Genomic DNA, 15,946 nt, shown 5'->3' with positions numbered 1-15,946 from the left:
ATTTACTGGCAGTAATAATGCCAAAAAAATATGAAAGAACAAAATAATTTTTGGGCCCATAACCTGAAATTTCTACGTAACCGGAAAAAAATGACGCAGGACGATCTGGCAACAGCCCTGCAATGCACCCGTACCAAACTGAAAGCACTGGAAACCGGCGCTACCAGGAATCCGCCGCTGGAAGACCAGATTCTGATCTCTGATTTTTTTAAGATTGACATCGATACATTTGTTCGCCTCGACCTGTCCCAACTGGGAGAACTGCGCCTGCGGGAACTGGAAGCCGGTGATATGAGCTACATAACAGGAAAAAAAATGCGTGTACTGGCTACCACCATTACACCGGACAATAAAGAGCAGGTGGAGATGGTGTCTCATAAAGCACAGGCCGGATATACCGCCGGTTATGCCGACCCTGACTATATCTCCAGTCTTCCGATATTCCATATGCCACAACTTCCTGCCGACCGGAAGTTCCGGATGTTTCCTGTTAAAGGAGAATCGATGCTGCCTGTTCCGGAAGGGGCATTTGTCATTGTGGAGTATATCCAGGACTGGTCTCATCTTAAAGACGGCACCCCCTGCGTGGTGATCACCAAAAATGAAGGTATTGTGTTCAAGGTGGTTTACAACCGCATTCAGCAAACCGGCCAGTTACACCTCGTTTCACTGAATCCTTTGTTCAAACCCTATGATCTTCCTGTCAGCGAAGTGTTAGAAATGTGGAAATACAACAGCTACTGGACTAATACGGACTTAGCCCCGCAACCGGATATGGATGCGATTTTGCAGGCATTGGGGAAATTGGATGCAAAAGTAGAAAGATTGGTGTCTGATAGGAATGCAGCAAGTTAAGGATTTGCTGCTTTTTTTATTTAGCTAACCGGATAAGGTCCTTCTTCAAACACCCTGTCGTGGTAACCCTTTGAGCCTACCTGCTGAGCCAGCGGACTACGAAAATCCATTTCGCTTTTCAACAACATCAGGATATGGCCGAAATCGTAAACAGGTTTCCAGCCCAGTTCCATACGGGCTTTGGCATTGTCATACACCCGCTCAATGGAAGGTTGCATCTTCCAGTTTAAATGTGTATACAGTGGCTGATAATCCCGGAAATATTTCTGTACTACCGCCGGTGCATCTATCTGCAAAGCCTGTGCATCTTCCGGAGAAAAAGGAGTGGTAGCACTGATCACATACTTTGCAAAACCTCTCTCCTCCGCTCTTTCCGCCGCAGCCAGATGCGCACTTACCACATCTTCAAGATCTATTCTCCTGAAAAGATATTCATTGACTTTGAGGTTAGCATCTTCATAGAGATCTCTTTTCAATTTACTATCATCTGCCTCCGGAAAAAAACGGGATGTACGTAACACGATACAAGGCAGTTTATGTTTTTTGTTAAAGAGCCGGCACAGGTCTTCTGCTGCCACTTTGGTGATACCGTAGATGTTTTTGGGAACAGGCATCACTTCCGGTGTGATCCAGATAGCAGGTTGGCCCTGTGGTGGTGCCAGTATTTCACCAAACACACTGGTGGTGCTGGTAAACACAAAACGCTTTACACCTGCTGCAACAGAGGCCTGCAGCAAATTCAACGTACCGGAAACATTGGTATCAATAAACTGCTGAATGGAATGTGTTTCTACATGAGGTTTGTGCAATGTTGCTGCATGAAAAACAGTCTCCACTCCCTTCATACATCTCTGTACAAACCCTGGTTCGGTCAAACATCCAACATCAGTGGTAAAGGGACCAGCGATCCTATCTAATCCCCTTACATTATAACGCATTGCTGTCAAGCTGCGTACCAGAGCCTCTCCCAGATGCCCTGAACTACCGGTAACTAAAATTCGCATATTCTATCATTCATTGTAATGATACAAAGGTAGACATCACTGATCGCAGCGAATATTGATTTACGACATAAAAATGGTGATCTTTGAAGTATGCCGTACACTATCAGCGGAGACGCATATAAAGAAATTGCAGCCAGAAGATTTTCAGCCGGCCGTTCCTTTGGTCGCTTTGAAAACAGTGCCATTGACATTCCGTTTGTCCGGCATCAGGTACAGCATCAGTTTAACCAGGACTTTGATATCATACAGTTCAGGGCGGATTTTCTCCAGGACATCGCTGTACATCATGTACAGGATGTCCCGCATATAAGTCTTCACTTCCAGCTGAAAGGCAGCTCCTGCGCAGATTTCCGGGGACTATCCGGAAGCCAGCCACTTACAGCCGGACAGTATAATCTGTATGGTTCTACAGACTTTCATTCCAACCTGCATTTCAAAGCCCAACAGGACTTTGAATACCTTGCCATTACTTTCCGCTCCTCCTTTCTTCAGGCTATACTGGAGGAGTTTCAGCATCCGCCCAGGGATATTGCAGCACATCTGACAAGCGGAGCTACATTTACGGTATCTGAAAAAGCATTGCCGCTGACTCCGGAAATCCAGCAGGCACTGCGTTCGCTGCTACATAGTCCGATGGCCGACAATCTGCTGCCTGCCTACCGGCGTAACAAAGTGGCTGAAATCATTCTGCTGATCTTTGCTGCACTTGATACAAACCAACCGGTTAAAACAGCCTACCAGCAAGAGATGAAAGCGGTATATCATTTCATCCTGGAACATTTTATGGATATCCAAAGCCTGGCCGATGTAGCCCGTCATTCCACCCTGACAGAACATCAGATCAAACAGCAACTTCGGCTGCAATATGATACCAGTCTGTATGAGCTGATACAGGAACGGAAGATGAGCCATGCCCTGCACCTCTTACAGGAAACAGATATGCATGTAAACGAGATAGCATGGCTAATGGGATATGCCAACGCCAGCAATTTTATTCATGCTTTCAAAAGACAGTACCGGCAAACACCTGGACAGATTAAGCGGTAATTATTTTATGTTGATGATAGTTTCTGCTTTTTTCAACCCCGTATCTGTTTGTGCCAACACTTTTATTTTACCGCCTGCGCCTTTTTTAGCTTTTATAATAACCTGGGCCATTCCATTGTAAGCAGGGCGTACAGGGCTACTGAACGATATAAGGCAAGTAGCATCCCCATTGTCTGTTGCCACTATTTCACCAGGTCCTTCTACCGAGAACTTCAGATTATCTGATGCGCCAGGCACCATCCTGTTGTTTTTATCGCAAACAAGTAATGTGATATAACACAGATCCGCCCCATCAGCTTTTACCGTATTGGTTTCAGGCAACAGTAACAGTTTTTGCGTAGGACCAGCCGTGCGCATGGTGTCTGTAGCCCATACTTTCCCGTTTTTATAAGCCACCACCTTTAATTCACCTGGTTGATAGACAACACTATCCCAAACCAGCCGGAAATCTTCACCGGGCCTCTTATACTTCTTCCCCTTACTTTCCCCGTTCAGAAAAAGTTCTGCCATGTCACCGGAAGTATAAACATGCACTGGAGTGATACTATCTTTTCTTCCCTGCCATGTCCAGTGAGGCATGATGTGTGCCATCGGGTAATCCGGCCTCCAGTGCGCCTGATAGCTATAAAATCTGTCTTTAGGGAAACCACATAAATCAACAATTCCAAAATAGCTGCTCCTGGAAGGAGGATTCTTTTTTCTGATTTCCTCCAATGCTTTTTCCAGTTCCTTTCGTTTGGTGGAGTCAGTACGGAAATTCAACAAATTGGTTTCGTCAGAATTGAAAGGCGTTGGTTCCCCCAGATAATCAAACCCGGTCCAGACAAATTCGCCCAATAAATGCGGATATCTGGCATTTATCCGGAACTGCTCATCCGGAGAGCATCCCCAACCGGGCCAGGCAACATCATAAGATGTGACCTGATAGTTTTCATAGTTGGTCCCAAAAAAATACGTTCCTCTGGAGCTTACGCATGATGATGTTTCACTTCCCATCGTTGGCTTATTCTTATAACGTTCATCATTATCCCACTGTGGCTGTTTTGAAAAGAAGTAATTGACGCCCATTAAATCAAGACAGGCGGCAGCTCCGCTGGCTCTTCCGCCATCCGGGTCATTATACGCATTTGAAACCGGGCGTGTCAGATCTTCTCTATGTACAATATCCGTAAGTTCCCGGGTGATCGCCACATCCTGCTGATCCATCACTTCATTCCCGATAGACCATATTATCACAGCAGGATGGTTTCTATCTCTGTGTACCATCGCTACCAGGTCTTTTTCATGCCATTCGGGAAAGAGTTTGTTGTAATCGTTTTTGCGTTTGCCTCTCTTCCAGGCATCAAATGATTCATCCCATACTAAAAGGCCCATCTGATCAGCAAGTTCCAGTAGTTCCGGTGCAGGGGGGTTATGCGAAGTACGGATAGCATTACAACCCATATTTTTCATAATGGTAAGCTGACGCCGCAGAGCAGAAGTGTTAATCGCTGCCCCCAATGCTCCCAGATCATGATGCAGACATACTCCTTTGATCTCAGTTCTTTTACCATTCAGTAGAAATCCATTTCCATGCGTGAATTCCAGCTTTCGAACACCAAAAACCGTATAATAAATATCCGGTTTCATCCCTGGTGTATTTACAGTAGTTCTGGCAATATATACAGCCGGAGCTTCTAACGTCCAGAGCCTGGGAGCAGACAGTGTCAGGCGCGCAGAAAGCTCCCGGGTACTATCAGGAGAGATTTCCACAGACTGAGGTTTAAAATAAGCTACCTTCCTGCCCGTGTTTTTTCCATCCGGAGACTCAAACAATTCTGTCGTTACCTGGCTGGTCATGCGTTTTCTGCTCTGGTTTTGTATATTAACTTTTAAACAGACATTGGCCTGTTTTTCAGAAATATTATCCGTAGTGATATAGGTACCCCAATGAGCTGTATGGACCGGTTGCGTTTTTACCAGCCAGACATGCCGGTATAATCCTGCACCAGGATACCACCTGGAATCCCAGGATTCTGTGTCCAGTCTTACAGCCACTGTGTTATCCTTTCCGAAATTAAGAAATGGGGTGATGTCCATTCTGAAAGAGCTGTAGCCATAAGGCCAGGTCCCTACATACTTACCGTTGACCCATATTTTGGCGTAGGCCATTGCACCGTCAAAATCAAGAAAAATTCTTCTCCCTGCATCTTTGGTATCTACTACAAATTTCTTGCGATACCATCCGATTCCTTTCCACGGAAGCTTTCCGGTATTGCCGGAAAGTTCTATTCTGAAAGGGCCTGCAATTGCCCAGTCATGCGGCAGGTCCAATTGTGTCCATTGATGATCGTCGAGGCCCTGCTGTTCAAGTCCAACGGGTTCGGGCGTTTGAGAGCCATCTGCCTGCAATCCAAACCGACGGAATCTCCATTCACTGTCAAATGGCTGTACATCAGCGTTTCCTTCTCTATGTATCTGAGACTGGGAAAACACATCACTTGAAGGTATCCATGTCAATAGTAGCACTAACAGCGCGGTAATCCTGTTCATTTCAAATTTTGCTTCTTATGATGATTATTTAACAGTCATTTTGATTTCAGCTACCGGCAGGTTTGCTGCAGTAGCCTGTAATTTGACAATACCCTTTTTTGAACCGGACCGTATCAGGAAAGTGGCAATACCTGCTTCAGCATTCACCGTGGCCGGGCTTACCAGTTCTGCATCACCTGTAACCCTCATTGTTACAGACATCTCTGAATTGATGGCAAGGTTATGCGCGTCATCCGTCAATTTTGCATAAACAAAAATCACATCCCCATTCGCACGAAACGGCATCCCCATAATAGCGGGCTCCAGAGTGATCTTGCTGGCCGGTCCCGGAGTAGTAATGCTATAGGCTGTCACCTCTTTACCCTTCCTAAAACCTATTGCTTTCAGCGTTCCCGGCGCAAAATGAATATTAGTAAATGTGAAAGGCGGATGATCCAGGTGGTTGGCATTACCCCCATTAAAATTTTGCAGGTCTTTGCCATAAGGTGTTTCTTCTCCTTTATCCGGAGTATTTGTGGCTAGTGCTTTATCATTCAGCAGTAATCTGACTGAATCACAATTACTATAAACGATCACTTTTTCAGCATCAACCGGCTGGCTCCAATAGCTGGCGATATACACAAGCGGGCCACCGGAAAACGGTATATCAGGATGATTGGTGACTGGCTGCTGGCTTTTAAAAAAGTAATAACTGAACTTCGGTATCCGGAAAATATCCGCCATACCCCATCCTTCAATACCGACTGTACAACCCGCCAGACCATCAAAGAAAGCCCATGTCAGATCTCCCAGTGCCCTGGGATAGATTTTCCTGTTCTTATTATGTTCCCATTGAAGATTCCAGGCCTGTTGCAACAAATTCTTCTCCCCTGCCATACGCAGCTGCCGTGAAGTACTGTTTCCCCCACCAAATTCATAATCTCCATATTCCCTTATCAGGAAGGCATTATCAGGGTACGTTGTATTATTACGCGTACCCGGATCACCGTTCCAGTCATCGTAAGGTACATCCCAGCAAGCTTTGGTATAGTAAGAATCTCCGCTTGTAAAAAAATTCTTCCGGCCTTTCCATTCCTCCCGGGCTACCTCTGCCTGTCTGCATCTGAAGGCAGAATCAGGATAGGTTTCGTTAAGACTAACCTCCCAGAGCAGTATGCTGGGATGATTCCTGTCTCTGCGGACCATCTGCCGGATATCTCTCATTACGTTTTCCCCGAAAGCCGGATTACGGTTAAAGTACTGCCATCCGGGAATACAGTCCAGTACCAGCACTCCCAGTTCATCAGCTGCATCCAGAAAAGAAGGATCAGACGGATAATGTCCGGCTCTTATGGTATTCATACCAGCTGATTTTATCATCCATACATCACGATAGGAAGCCTCATCAGACAAGGCATTTCCAATGTAGGGATAATTCTGATGCCGGTTGGTACCAGTTAACCGGTAAGGAGCTCCGTTAATCAGCAACCCTTTCTCTTTTGTTATTTCGAAAGAGCGAATACCTATACGCGTTTTGTGTTTATCTACCGGAGTATTTCCGGCATATACAGTGGTAAGAAGCGTGTAAAGATAGGGATGGTCGGGATGCCACAGATGAGGTGTTCGGACCGTCATTACCTGGTTAAATACTTTGCTCTTTCCCCGCTCTGCTATCATGTTACCACTTGTTACAGTTGTTACCACATGGCCCTGGGCATCCATAATTTCCTGCCGGATGCTGATAGGGGTATTTTGGGGAGATGAATTAATCACATCCGTTTGTACTTCAACTACAGCCCGTTCTTTGCTGACCTGCGCATATGATACAAATATTCCGCCGCCTGCAGGTTTATCAGCTGTAATGGCATTCGTTATATGAACAGGATGTTTTATGTGCAACCATACATCCCTGTAGATACCCGAATAATAAACGAAGTCAAGTTTTCCGACAGGTTTTCCGGGAGGGATTACAGGGTTTGCCTTGTTATTTACACATAATACGATTTCATTTTTTCTTCCGTAAAGTGCTTTATCAGAAAGATCAATAATAAACGGTAAATAGCCTCCCTGATAACGTCCGATATACTTCCCGTTAAACCATACATCGCTCACCTGCATAGCACCCTCAAATTCCAGCGAGATGTCTTTTCCCTTTAGTGAATCCGCCAGTACAAACTCTTTCCGGTAGTAAGCAAGACCTTCCCGAGGCTTAACAATCACCAGCGGTTCGGGGAATGCAATATGTGGCAGCATGACAGTCTTCCAACCTATTTGCTGTACGGGCCGAAGCACTTCTGTCAGCACCGTATCTGCTGCGGATAATACATTGCCTGCTTTATCTTCCTTCTCAATTAAAAACTGGTCGCTCCAGTTCCCTCCGAGACGTTTGAAAGAGTCAATACCTGCCTTATCAATAAACTCTACTGCCTTGAATTGCCATCCATCATTAAAACGCATGGATTGTGCCTTCGCCGGAACTGAAAATATTCCGGTAACAACCATCACCAGTAACCATCTTATATCCTTTCCTGTAATCATCTTAAAGACTACACCGCTGGCTATTGATTGCCGGGAGCTACAAATTTTTTTTCTCATTGAACACTGTTGATAACTAACCTTTATACCAATGCTGTAAACTCAGAAAGTACCCGAAGACATGTTGGTATAAGTCAGGTTTATTCCATGGGGCAAAATACATCAGGGGGACCTTTTAAAGATGCAATTATTTATCAATTAATTAGTAAAAATTGATCGTTAACACGATGAAGCCGGCAATGATGCTGATAATGTTTAAAATGTAGGGTTAACTAAAAAAGCAAAGCGGGTTATATCTGAGATATAACCCGCTTTTGTGACTCTGTCAGGATTCAAACCTGAAACCTTCTGATCCGTAGTCAGATGCTCTATTCAGTTGAGCTACAGAGCCGTTTGTTTGTGATTGGATTGCAAAAGTAAGCGTTTTTTCGAAACCACCAAATTATTTATTTATTTTTTCTACAATTTCCTGGTTTACACTTACTTTTACAACGTTGCTTAATGATTATTACAAGTGAAAATTCAACTCTGGAGCATAGGAAAAGAACACGATCCCTACATCAGGGAAGGGATGGCAGTATTTCAAAAAAGGCTGCAACATTACGTGGATTTCGACGTAAAACTGATCCCTACAGTAAAGCAGGCCGCCAGTTTATCAGTAGCAGAACTGAAGAAACAGGAGGCTAAAATCATCCTGGACCTGTTGCAGCCTACCGATTATCTGGTAGCGCTGGATGAAAAAGGTAAGATGATGACCACCGTACAGTTTGCCGACTTTCTGCAACAACGGACCAACGCCAGTACCCGGCAGCTGATCATCCTGATAGGTGGTGCTTTTGGCATCGATCAGTCCTTACTGGAACGGGCGCAGTTAAAGATGTCCTTGTCTCCCCTCACCTTCCCGCATCAACTAGTAAGACTTATTTTCACCGAACAGTTATACCGGGCCTATACGGTAATAAACCGGGAAAAATATCATCATCAATAGTTACATTTATAGTCTAACAACCTGAGCATATGTCCATCAGCATCATTATTATTATCGTTACAAGCCTTATCTCCTATACAGCGCTGAACAACTATGACCAGCTGGATAAGCTGAGTATGCAGCCTTACCTGGTAAAGCATAACAAGGAATATTACCGGTTTATTACCTCCGGATTTGTACATGCCGACCTGCAACATCTTATTTTCAACATGCTGACCCTGTTTTTCTTCGGGCCTTATGTAGAAGATGTTTTCCTTCAGCTGTTCAATATGAAGCTGATGTATCCGATTTATTATCTGTTGGGGATTATCATATCCGATATTCCTTCTTTCCTCAAACACCACAACAATCAGCACTATGCAACCCTTGGGGCGTCAGGCGCTATTTCCGCCGTGCTTTTCACCTTTATTATGGTAGATCCCTGGGTGCAGATACGGGTGTTCTTTTTCCTGCCTATACCGGCGGTATTGTACGGTGTGCTCTTCCTGGGTATTTCTGCTTATATGTCCAGAAAAGGCGGAGGCAACATCAACCACGATGCGCATCTGTGGGGTGCCTTGTTCGGAATCGTTTTCCCGCTGGTGTTTTATCCGGAGCTGGGTACCAGATTCCTTGAACTGCTGACACGCAGATAATAAAATCCTTTCAGGATTAAATGATAATCTAAAAGGCCGACCATTACACTGGTCGGCCTTTTTATGTTTATTTTGTTTCGATGCAAAGCACCTGTTGTGTAGCAGTAGTAATTTTGCAACGGTCGTCTATCCGCATGCCCACTACCCAGATGATTCTTTTGCCTGACTCCAGTACCCAGACGTTTTCTTTTTCGGGCAGAGACAATTTCTGATCTATCAGAAAACGGCTCACCTTTTTCTTTTTCGGCATACCAAGCGGATAAAAATAATCCCCTTGTTTCCATCTGCGTAATATCAGTGGGAAACTCACTTTGGCTGCGTCCAGCCATGCGACAGCCGGAGCTGTGGGAATAGTAGCCGGGCCCCGTTCCTGCAGACGCAGCTGCAGATGCGCATTCCCATAGGCCACATGAGCAGGTGACTGATCAATCACATACAGTGATGCATCCTGCCGGGCCACCGGTGTAATCAGCAACCAGTTGCGGTTGCGGATGATACGGTGTGTAGCTGTTTCCACATACCGTCCGGATTCGCTATCCAGCAGCTGCAGCACCTGTTGGGTTTGAGCCACGGAGCAACTGAATTCTTTCAACAGTTCCCAGGCGATGGTTTGCAGCGGAACGGTCAGTTTCAGTTTCAGTACCGGTATCATCCAGGAATTATCTTTCTTTACCAGCAGTCTTTTACGATGGCGGGTTACTGATTCCTGATACAACATTTCCGCTTCCCTCATCCGGAAGATGGTACCATCCATATTGCGAACTGCCGCAGGGAACATCTCCTGCATCTGCGGGATAATGTTGTGGCGGAAAAAATTACGTGTATACTTGTCCGTTATATTGGAACTATCTTCTACAAAAGCAATCTGATGCAGGGCTGCATAAGCAACGAGGATGTCCTTTTCAGCAAACAGCAGCGGGCGTATTATCCTGTCCTGTTTAGGCAGGATACCATGCAATCCGGCAATGCCGGTACCTTTACAAAAGTTCATCAGGGCTGTTTCCACGCTGTCCTGCATATGATGGGCAGTAGCGATATAGCTGTATCCTTCGCAGCTGCGTACCTCTTCCAGCCACTGATAGCGCAGTTCCCGGGCAGCTACCTGTATGCTGACATTATACTGTATGGTGTAGGCTTCCGTATCAAAACGGGTGTTGTATAAAGGCAGGTCCAGAGAGGTGGACAGCTGTTGTACAAACTGTTCATCCCGCTGCGATTCTTCTCCTCTCAGCTGAAAATTGCAGTGGGCGATACCTACGGCGAAGCCTGCCTGTTTGAACAGATGCGCCATTACAACGGAATCTACGCCACCGCTCACTGCAAGCAGGATGCGCTGGGTAGGGTCAAACAGCTGTTGTCCGGTAATATAAGATGTAAAATTAGTCAGTAAGTGATGCGGCATACTTGGAGGTTTAAATGATTAATAGACCAGTTCTTCGTAGGCCGATTGTAATTCGTTATAGGTATGTCTTTCATTGGCAGCTTTGGCCATGGCCATACCTTTTTCGTAGGTGGCGATAGCAGCTTCCCTGTCTCCCACTCTTTCGAGCAGTTTACCCAGATGGTAATAGGAACCGGTATATCCTGGTTCATGGGCAAGTAATTCTTCGAACAGCCGGCGGGCTGCAGTGTCGTTATTTAATTTAATGTATTCCAGTGCCAGGGCGTGTTTCAGGAAACTGTCGTTTGGGCTGGTTTCCAGCATCTGTTTAATCTGTGCTATTCTATCCATGTAGATGATGTGCTTTTACCGGTCGTAATAAATTAAAAATAACAACTATATATCAGTTATTATACTGATTAAAATCATAATATAGCCATGCGGTTGGCGTACATTAATTAGATATATTTGCTAATACCGCATTTTTAAACCAAACAGTTTACGGCATGAAGATTTTAGTTTGTATCAGTAAAACTCCGGACACGACTGCAAAAATAGCTTTCACGGACAATAACACGAAATTCAATGAAGCTGGTGTTCAGTTTATTATTAACCCATACGATGAATGGTATGCACTGGTGAGAGCTCTGGAGCTGAAGGAAACGGTAGGCGCGGATGTTCATCTGATAACGGTGGGCGGAGCTGATTGTGAGCCAATCATCCGCAAGGCGCTGGCGCTTGGTGGTGATGAGGCATTCAGGATAAATGCTGACAGTGCGGATAGTTATTATATTGCGGCACAGATTGCGGCACATGCAAAAGAAAAACAATACGATATCATATTTACCGGTAAAGAGACCATTGACTACAATGGTTCCGGCATAGGCGGTATGGTGGCTGAACTGCTGGACCTTCCCTATGTATCTATCGCAGCGAAGTTTGATCTCAATGGCACCAAAGCTACGATCAACCGTGAGATTGAGGGAGGTGAAGAGATCTGTGAGGTATCACTGCCGGTGGTAGTGTCCTGCCAGAAAGGAATGGCTGAAGCCCGCATTCCCAACATGCGCGGTATCATGGCAGCAAGGACCAAACCGCTGGCTGTAGTGGAGCCTGTTGCTGCAGACACCCTGACCAGTGTGGTGAATTTTGAACTGCCGCCAGCCAAAGCAGGTGTGAAAATGATCAGCCCGGATAATGTGGCTGAACTGGTGAAATTACTGCACGAAGAAGCCAAAGTCATCTAAGCGCAGTCAGGTATTTATTTGTTTCATTTCTAACCAAACGTATTCATGTCTATATTAATATTCGCCGATCAGACACAGGGAAAAATCAAAAAAGCAGCACTGGAAGCAATACAATACGGTTCCAAAATAGCAGCGCAACTGGGTACGACTGCCACAGCACTGGTACTGGGACCTGCTGACAATGCAGAACTGGCCGCACTGGGCAACTATGGCGCCACCAAAGTATTACACGCAGCCGATGAGCGCCTGCACGAAGTAGAGAGTACCGTGTATACCAAAATCATTGCAGAAGCGGCTGCCAAAGAAAATACTATCGTGGTTATTTTCCCGCACAACTTTGATGGTAAGGCAATAGCTCCGCGCGTAGCAGCCCGTTTGAAAGCCGGACTGGTAGCTGGCGCCGTTTCCTACCCGGACACCAGCAATGGGTTTGTGGTAAAGAAAAGTGTTTTCTCCGGTAAAGCTTTCGCTAATATCAATATCACATCCGAGAAAAAAGTTATCTCTCTTATTCCTAACACCTACCCTGCAGTGGCTGGTTCCGGAACTGCTACAGTAGAGGCTTTTGCACCAGCCATTAATGATGCTGACTTCAAAGTAAAAGTGGTGAAGGTGGAGACTGTAAGCGGCGATATTCCGTTGACAGAAGCCGAAATCATTGTCAGCGGTGGCCGTGGTATGAAAGGTCCTGAGAACTGGGGTATGCTGGAAGACCTGGCCAAAGCGCTGGGAGCAGCAACTGCCAGCTCCCGTCCGGTGGCTGATTCCGGCTGGCGTCCTCACCATGAGCATGTTGGACAAACAGGTCTTACCGTAAGGCCCAATCTGTATATCGCCATAGGTATTTCCGGCGCGATCCAGCACCTGGCTGGTGTAAACGGAAGCAAGGTAATCGTGGTAGTCAATAAAGACCCGGAAGCGCCTTTCTTCAAAGCTGCAGATTATGGCATAGTTGGTGATGCATTTGAGGTGGTACCGAAACTGACCGAAGCGGTAAAGGCGTTTAAAGGAAAAGGCTGATATCCATAAAAAATTATAAAAGACAAACGACGTGTGAGTAGGGAGAAAAGGTGATGGACAACAACTGATAATCTCCCTTCTTATACGTCGTTTGTAATTTATAATTTGTAATTCTCAGCTATATTGGCCATTAATCATGACAGATTTTTTTTAGATAAGGAATATTTTTCTAACTTCACGGTCTTACAAAATATTCAGCGACAACGCAAGACAGATATGAGAAAAATAGAACTGGAAATAGTTGCTTTATCGCACAGCATTACGCAGACTCATTCATATGCCGTGGTATTGGGAGAAGTAAATGGTTTGCGCCGTTTACCCATCGTGATTGGAGGCTTTGAAGCGCAGGCGATAGCCGTGGCGTTAGAAAAGATGCAACCCAGCCGCCCTCTTACACATGACCTGATGAAGAACTTCATGAATGCTTTTAATATAGAGCTACATGAGGTCGTGATCAGTAATCTGCAGGAAGGAATTTTTTACTCCAAGCTTATCTGCTCAAGCAATGATGAGACGATAGAAATTGATTCCCGTACATCCGATGCCCTGGCGCTGGCCGTACGTTTTGGTTGTCCGATCTACACGTTTGAAAATATCCTCAACAGCGCTGGTATCCTGCTGGACGACCCTGCCGGCAAAAAAAGCACCAAGCCGGTTACCCCTACTATTTCCGAGCATGAGAGAGGAGCCGAAGATGATCTGAAAGCCATGAGCCTGGAAGAGCTGACACAGCTTCTGCAGGAAGTATTGGAGCAGGAAGATTATATCCGTGCTATCGCTATCCGCGACGAAATCAACAGCCGTAAAAGCAAATAATCCTTTTTTCTGACAGCGGTAAAAGCAGCAGAGGTATGCACTGCTGGAGGATTGCCGTGCAATGTTACGTACATGATCGTTTTTCCCAACTGCAAGATCAACCTGGGCCTGTATATCACCGGTAAACGTGCCGATGGTTTTCACGACCTGGAAACCGTATTCTATCCCCTGCCGGTAACTGATGCACTGGAAGTGATCGCGCCAGGTTCCCTGCAGTTCACCAGTAGCGGGATTCCTGTGCCGGGCGATGCTGCCGACAATCTGTGTCTGAAAGCGTTTCATTTACTGCAGCAGGATTATCCGCAGCTGCAGCCTGTCAATATCCATCTTCATAAAAATATTCCTATCGGCGCCGGGCTGGGTGGAGGTTCCGCAGATGCGGCTTTTATGCTGCAACTGATGAACAGTAAATTTCAGCTGGGACTCCAGCAAGAGCAGTTGATCAACTATGCTGCACAGCTGGGAAGTGACTGTCCGTTTTTTATTGCCAACCGGCCTTGTTATGCCACTGGCCGTGGTGAGGTCCTGGAGCCGCTTTCGCTCGACTTGTCGGGGTATTCCTTTCTGCTGGTACATCCGGGTATACATGTTAATACCGGCTGGGCTTTTCGTCAGATAACTCCGCAGGCTCCGGCTCATTCTCTGAAAGAGATGATACAGTTGCCGGTAACGGAATGGCATAGTGTGATCAGTAATGATTTTGAGGCGCCGGTGTTTGCAGCGCATCCTGTGCTGGCAGAGATAAAGGCAACGATGTACAGCCAGGGGGCAGTGTATGCCAGCATGAGTGGTAGTGGCTCAGCGGTGGTGGGCATCTTCCCTAAAAACAAAATAGCTGACATCCTGTGGGATGCCAGCTATCGGGTATTTAAAGTTAATTAGCGCTTACTTTACAGAAGCTACCAGAGCTTTGAAAGTTTCTGGTTCATTCATAGCCAGATCTGCGAGCACTTTTCTGTTCAGATCGATGTTCTTACCAGCTAATTTGTTCATGAACACAGAGTAGGTCAGACCTTCTGCTCTAACGGCAGCGTTGATACGAGCGATCCACAGCTGACGGTAGTTTCTTTTCTTTAATTTACGACCAACATAGCTGTAGGTGAGTCCTTTTTCCAGGACGTTCTTCGCTACGGTGTAAACATTTTTCCTTTTACCGTAGAAGCCTTTGGCTTGCTTTAAGATCCTTTTTCTCCGGGCTCTTGAAGCTACGGCGTTAACTGAACGAGGCATTTTCTTTTGTTTTTTCTCAGGTTATAAAATTCGATTTGTTGGACGGATATTAGCGGAGACCGAGCATTCTCTTAACCAGGTTAAGGTTTGCTTCGTGAACCAGCGTACTTCCTCTCAGGCTACGTTTTCTCTTCGTAGATTTTTTAGTCAGTAAGTGGCTTTTGAAGGCCATAAACCGCTTAATCTGTCCGTTCCCGCCAACCTTGAAGGTTTTCTTGGCGCGGGAATGTGTCTTTACTTTGGGCATCTTACATCAAATTTGGTCTGCAAAGGTAGGGAATTAATCTAATAAAACACAGTGTCAGACAAATAAATCCGGGCATCTGCGAAATGTGGATAACTTTTTTAATAGTTTTTTAACCTCCGTTAACCGATTGACAATCAATTTTCGCTTCCCCTACTACCCTACCTATCTAGTGTGTATATCATATTATAATTATTATCACTTTTTTTATTTCTCTATATTATTTTTAATTTTAATTTTAAAATAGTCACATATTTTAGCCATATAAAGTATAAACACTTGACGCCTATGAAAACATTCTACACATTCCCTCACCGAGACTGGAACGGGGTTCCCGACTATCCAGACCTATGTAAGCGGTTGAAAAACAGCAGTTACTGAACCGGTGCAAGCCTTCAGAACTGATACTTTTTTCACTTAACTGTTTTACACC

The 15,946-nt window shown here is 45.4% G+C and carries 15 protein-coding genes and 1 tRNA gene; 8 read left to right on the top strand and 8 right to left on the bottom strand.

From position 1 onward, the window contains the following. Positions 1–30: 30 nt before the first annotated feature. Positions 31–855 carry a LexA family transcriptional regulator gene (locus tag KD145_RS01800; protein WP_256441250.1) on the top strand — a complete coding sequence of 275 codons (825 nt, stop codon included), beginning with the start codon at positions 31–33 and terminating at the stop codon, positions 853–855. A 20-nt stretch (positions 856–875) separates the two neighbouring features. Here the strand turns inward: KD145_RS01800 and KD145_RS01795 are convergent, their stop codons facing one another. Next, positions 876–1,859 carry an NAD(P)-dependent oxidoreductase gene (locus tag KD145_RS01795; RefSeq protein ID WP_212004210.1) on the bottom strand — a complete coding sequence of 328 codons (984 nt, stop codon included), beginning with the start codon at positions 1,857–1,859 and terminating at the stop codon, positions 876–878. Between the two features lie 90 nt (positions 1,860–1,949). Here KD145_RS01795 and KD145_RS01790 point away from each other — a divergent pair, with 90 nt between their 5' ends. Next, the gene (locus KD145_RS01790) at positions 1,950–2,906 is read left to right on the top strand and encodes an AraC family transcriptional regulator (protein WP_212004209.1); all 957 of its coding nucleotides are present in this window, start codon (positions 1,950–1,952) and stop codon (positions 2,904–2,906) included. On the opposite strand, the gene galB is transcribed toward KD145_RS01790, so the two are convergent. The 3 genes from galB to KD145_RS01775 form a co-directional block, all read right to left on the bottom strand. Next, positions 2,907–5,438 carry a beta-galactosidase GalB gene (gene galB, locus KD145_RS01785; protein ID WP_212004208.1) on the bottom strand — a complete coding sequence of 844 codons (2,532 nt, stop codon included), beginning with the start codon at positions 5,436–5,438 and terminating at the stop codon, positions 2,907–2,909. It abuts the gene before it with no gap. A gap of 24 nt (positions 5,439–5,462) precedes the next feature. After that, complete coding sequence (locus KD145_RS01780) at positions 5,463–8,012, bottom strand: glycoside hydrolase family 2 TIM barrel-domain containing protein (protein WP_212004207.1); 2,550 nt, start codon at positions 8,010–8,012, stop codon at positions 5,463–5,465. 257 nt (positions 8,013–8,269) lie between these two features. Then, positions 8,270–8,343: transfer RNA gene (locus KD145_RS01775), tRNA-Arg, on the bottom strand. Between the two features lie 123 nt (positions 8,344–8,466). Between KD145_RS01775 and KD145_RS01770 the strand changes: the two genes are divergently transcribed. Continuing rightward, complete coding sequence (locus KD145_RS01770; RefSeq protein ID WP_113619602.1) at positions 8,467–8,940, top strand: 23S rRNA (pseudouridine(1915)-N(3))-methyltransferase RlmH; 474 nt, start codon at positions 8,467–8,469, stop codon at positions 8,938–8,940. A gap of 29 nt (positions 8,941–8,969) precedes the next feature. Beyond that, positions 8,970–9,575 carry a rhomboid family intramembrane serine protease gene (locus KD145_RS01765; RefSeq protein ID WP_212004206.1) on the top strand — a complete coding sequence of 202 codons (606 nt, stop codon included), beginning with the start codon at positions 8,970–8,972 and terminating at the stop codon, positions 9,573–9,575. Between the two features lie 67 nt (positions 9,576–9,642). On the opposite strand, the gene tilS is transcribed toward KD145_RS01765, so the two are convergent. Next, positions 9,643–10,977, bottom strand: coding sequence for a tRNA lysidine(34) synthetase TilS (gene tilS, locus KD145_RS01760; RefSeq protein ID WP_212004205.1), 1,335 nt, complete (start codon positions 10,975–10,977; stop codon positions 9,643–9,645). 18 nt (positions 10,978–10,995) lie between these two features. Further along, on the bottom strand, positions 10,996–11,307 hold the full coding sequence (locus KD145_RS01755) for a lipopolysaccharide assembly protein LapB (protein ID WP_113619605.1): 312 nt from the start codon (positions 11,305–11,307) through the stop codon (positions 10,996–10,998). 155 nt (positions 11,308–11,462) lie between these two features. On the opposite strand from KD145_RS01755, the gene KD145_RS01750 reads away from it, so the two are divergent. From KD145_RS01750 to ispE, 4 genes are all read left to right on the top strand, one after another. After that, the gene (locus tag KD145_RS01750; protein WP_212004204.1) at positions 11,463–12,203 is read left to right on the top strand and encodes an electron transfer flavoprotein subunit beta/FixA family protein; all 741 of its coding nucleotides are present in this window, start codon (positions 11,463–11,465) and stop codon (positions 12,201–12,203) included. A 45-nt stretch (positions 12,204–12,248) separates the two neighbouring features. Beyond that, a complete protein-coding gene (locus KD145_RS01745; RefSeq protein ID WP_212004203.1) occupies positions 12,249–13,223 on the top strand; it encodes an electron transfer flavoprotein subunit alpha/FixB family protein in 975 nt (324 codons plus the stop codon). A 216-nt stretch (positions 13,224–13,439) separates the two neighbouring features. Next, positions 13,440–14,039, top strand: a complete 600-nt coding sequence (locus tag KD145_RS01740; protein WP_212004202.1) for a bifunctional nuclease family protein — start codon at positions 13,440–13,442, stop codon at positions 14,037–14,039. Between the two features lie 72 nt (positions 14,040–14,111). Beyond that, a complete protein-coding gene (gene ispE, locus KD145_RS01735; RefSeq protein ID WP_212004201.1) occupies positions 14,112–14,921 on the top strand; it encodes a 4-(cytidine 5'-diphospho)-2-C-methyl-D-erythritol kinase in 810 nt (269 codons plus the stop codon). A 3-nt stretch (positions 14,922–14,924) separates the two neighbouring features. Here the strand turns inward: ispE and rplT are convergent, their stop codons facing one another. Together rplT and rpmI are read right to left on the bottom strand one after the other, a co-directional pair. Next, positions 14,925–15,269, bottom strand: coding sequence for a 50S ribosomal protein L20 (rplT, locus tag KD145_RS01730; protein WP_078673350.1), 345 nt, complete (start codon positions 15,267–15,269; stop codon positions 14,925–14,927). A 49-nt stretch (positions 15,270–15,318) separates the two neighbouring features. Further along, complete coding sequence (gene rpmI / locus KD145_RS01725; RefSeq protein WP_127035357.1) at positions 15,319–15,516, bottom strand: 50S ribosomal protein L35; 198 nt, start codon at positions 15,514–15,516, stop codon at positions 15,319–15,321. Positions 15,517–15,946 lie beyond the last annotated feature (430 nt).

Origin of the sequence: Chitinophaga sp. HK235 (assembly GCF_018255755.1) — a bacterium.
Classification (GTDB): Bacteria; Bacteroidota; Bacteroidia; order Chitinophagales; family Chitinophagaceae; genus Chitinophaga.
Note: the sequence above shows the minus strand (reverse complement) of the source record. Positions and strands in the feature narration are given on the sequence as shown.

Bases quoted from the DNA above. Each gene is read 5' to 3' on its own strand.
- KD145_RS01745 (WP_212004203.1), top strand. From the start codon at position 12,249: ATGTCTATATTAATATTCGCCGATCAGACACAGGGAAAAATCAAAAAA.
- KD145_RS01765 (WP_212004206.1), top strand. From the start codon at position 8,970: ATGTCCATCAGCATCATTATTATTATCGTTACAAGCCTTATCTCCTAT.
- KD145_RS01790 (WP_212004209.1), top strand. From the start codon at position 1,950: ATGCCGTACACTATCAGCGGAGACGCATATAAAGAAATTGCAGCCAGA.
- galB (WP_212004208.1), bottom strand. From the start codon at position 5,438: ATGAACAGGATTACCGCGCTGTTAGTGCTACTATTGACATGGATACCT.
- tilS (WP_212004205.1), bottom strand. From the start codon at position 10,977: ATGCCGCATCACTTACTGACTAATTTTACATCTTATATTACCGGACAA.
- KD145_RS01795 (WP_212004210.1), bottom strand. From the start codon at position 1,859: ATGCGAATTTTAGTTACCGGTAGTTCAGGGCATCTGGGAGAGGCTCTG.
- KD145_RS01740 (WP_212004202.1), top strand. From the start codon at position 13,440: ATGAGAAAAATAGAACTGGAAATAGTTGCTTTATCGCACAGCATTACG.
- KD145_RS01800 (WP_256441250.1), top strand. From the start codon at position 31: ATGAAAGAACAAAATAATTTTTGGGCCCATAACCTGAAATTTCTACGT.
- KD145_RS01755 (WP_113619605.1), bottom strand. From the start codon at position 11,307: ATGGATAGAATAGCACAGATTAAACAGATGCTGGAAACCAGCCCAAAC.
- KD145_RS01780 (WP_212004207.1), bottom strand. From the start codon at position 8,012: ATGAGAAAAAAAATTTGTAGCTCCCGGCAATCAATAGCCAGCGGTGTA.
- KD145_RS01750 (WP_212004204.1), top strand. From the start codon at position 11,463: ATGAAGATTTTAGTTTGTATCAGTAAAACTCCGGACACGACTGCAAAA.
- rplT (WP_078673350.1), bottom strand. From the start codon at position 15,269: ATGCCTCGTTCAGTTAACGCCGTAGCTTCAAGAGCCCGGAGAAAAAGG.
- rpmI (WP_127035357.1), bottom strand. From the start codon at position 15,516: ATGCCCAAAGTAAAGACACATTCCCGCGCCAAGAAAACCTTCAAGGTT.
- ispE (WP_212004201.1), top strand. From the start codon at position 14,112: ATGATCGTTTTTCCCAACTGCAAGATCAACCTGGGCCTGTATATCACC.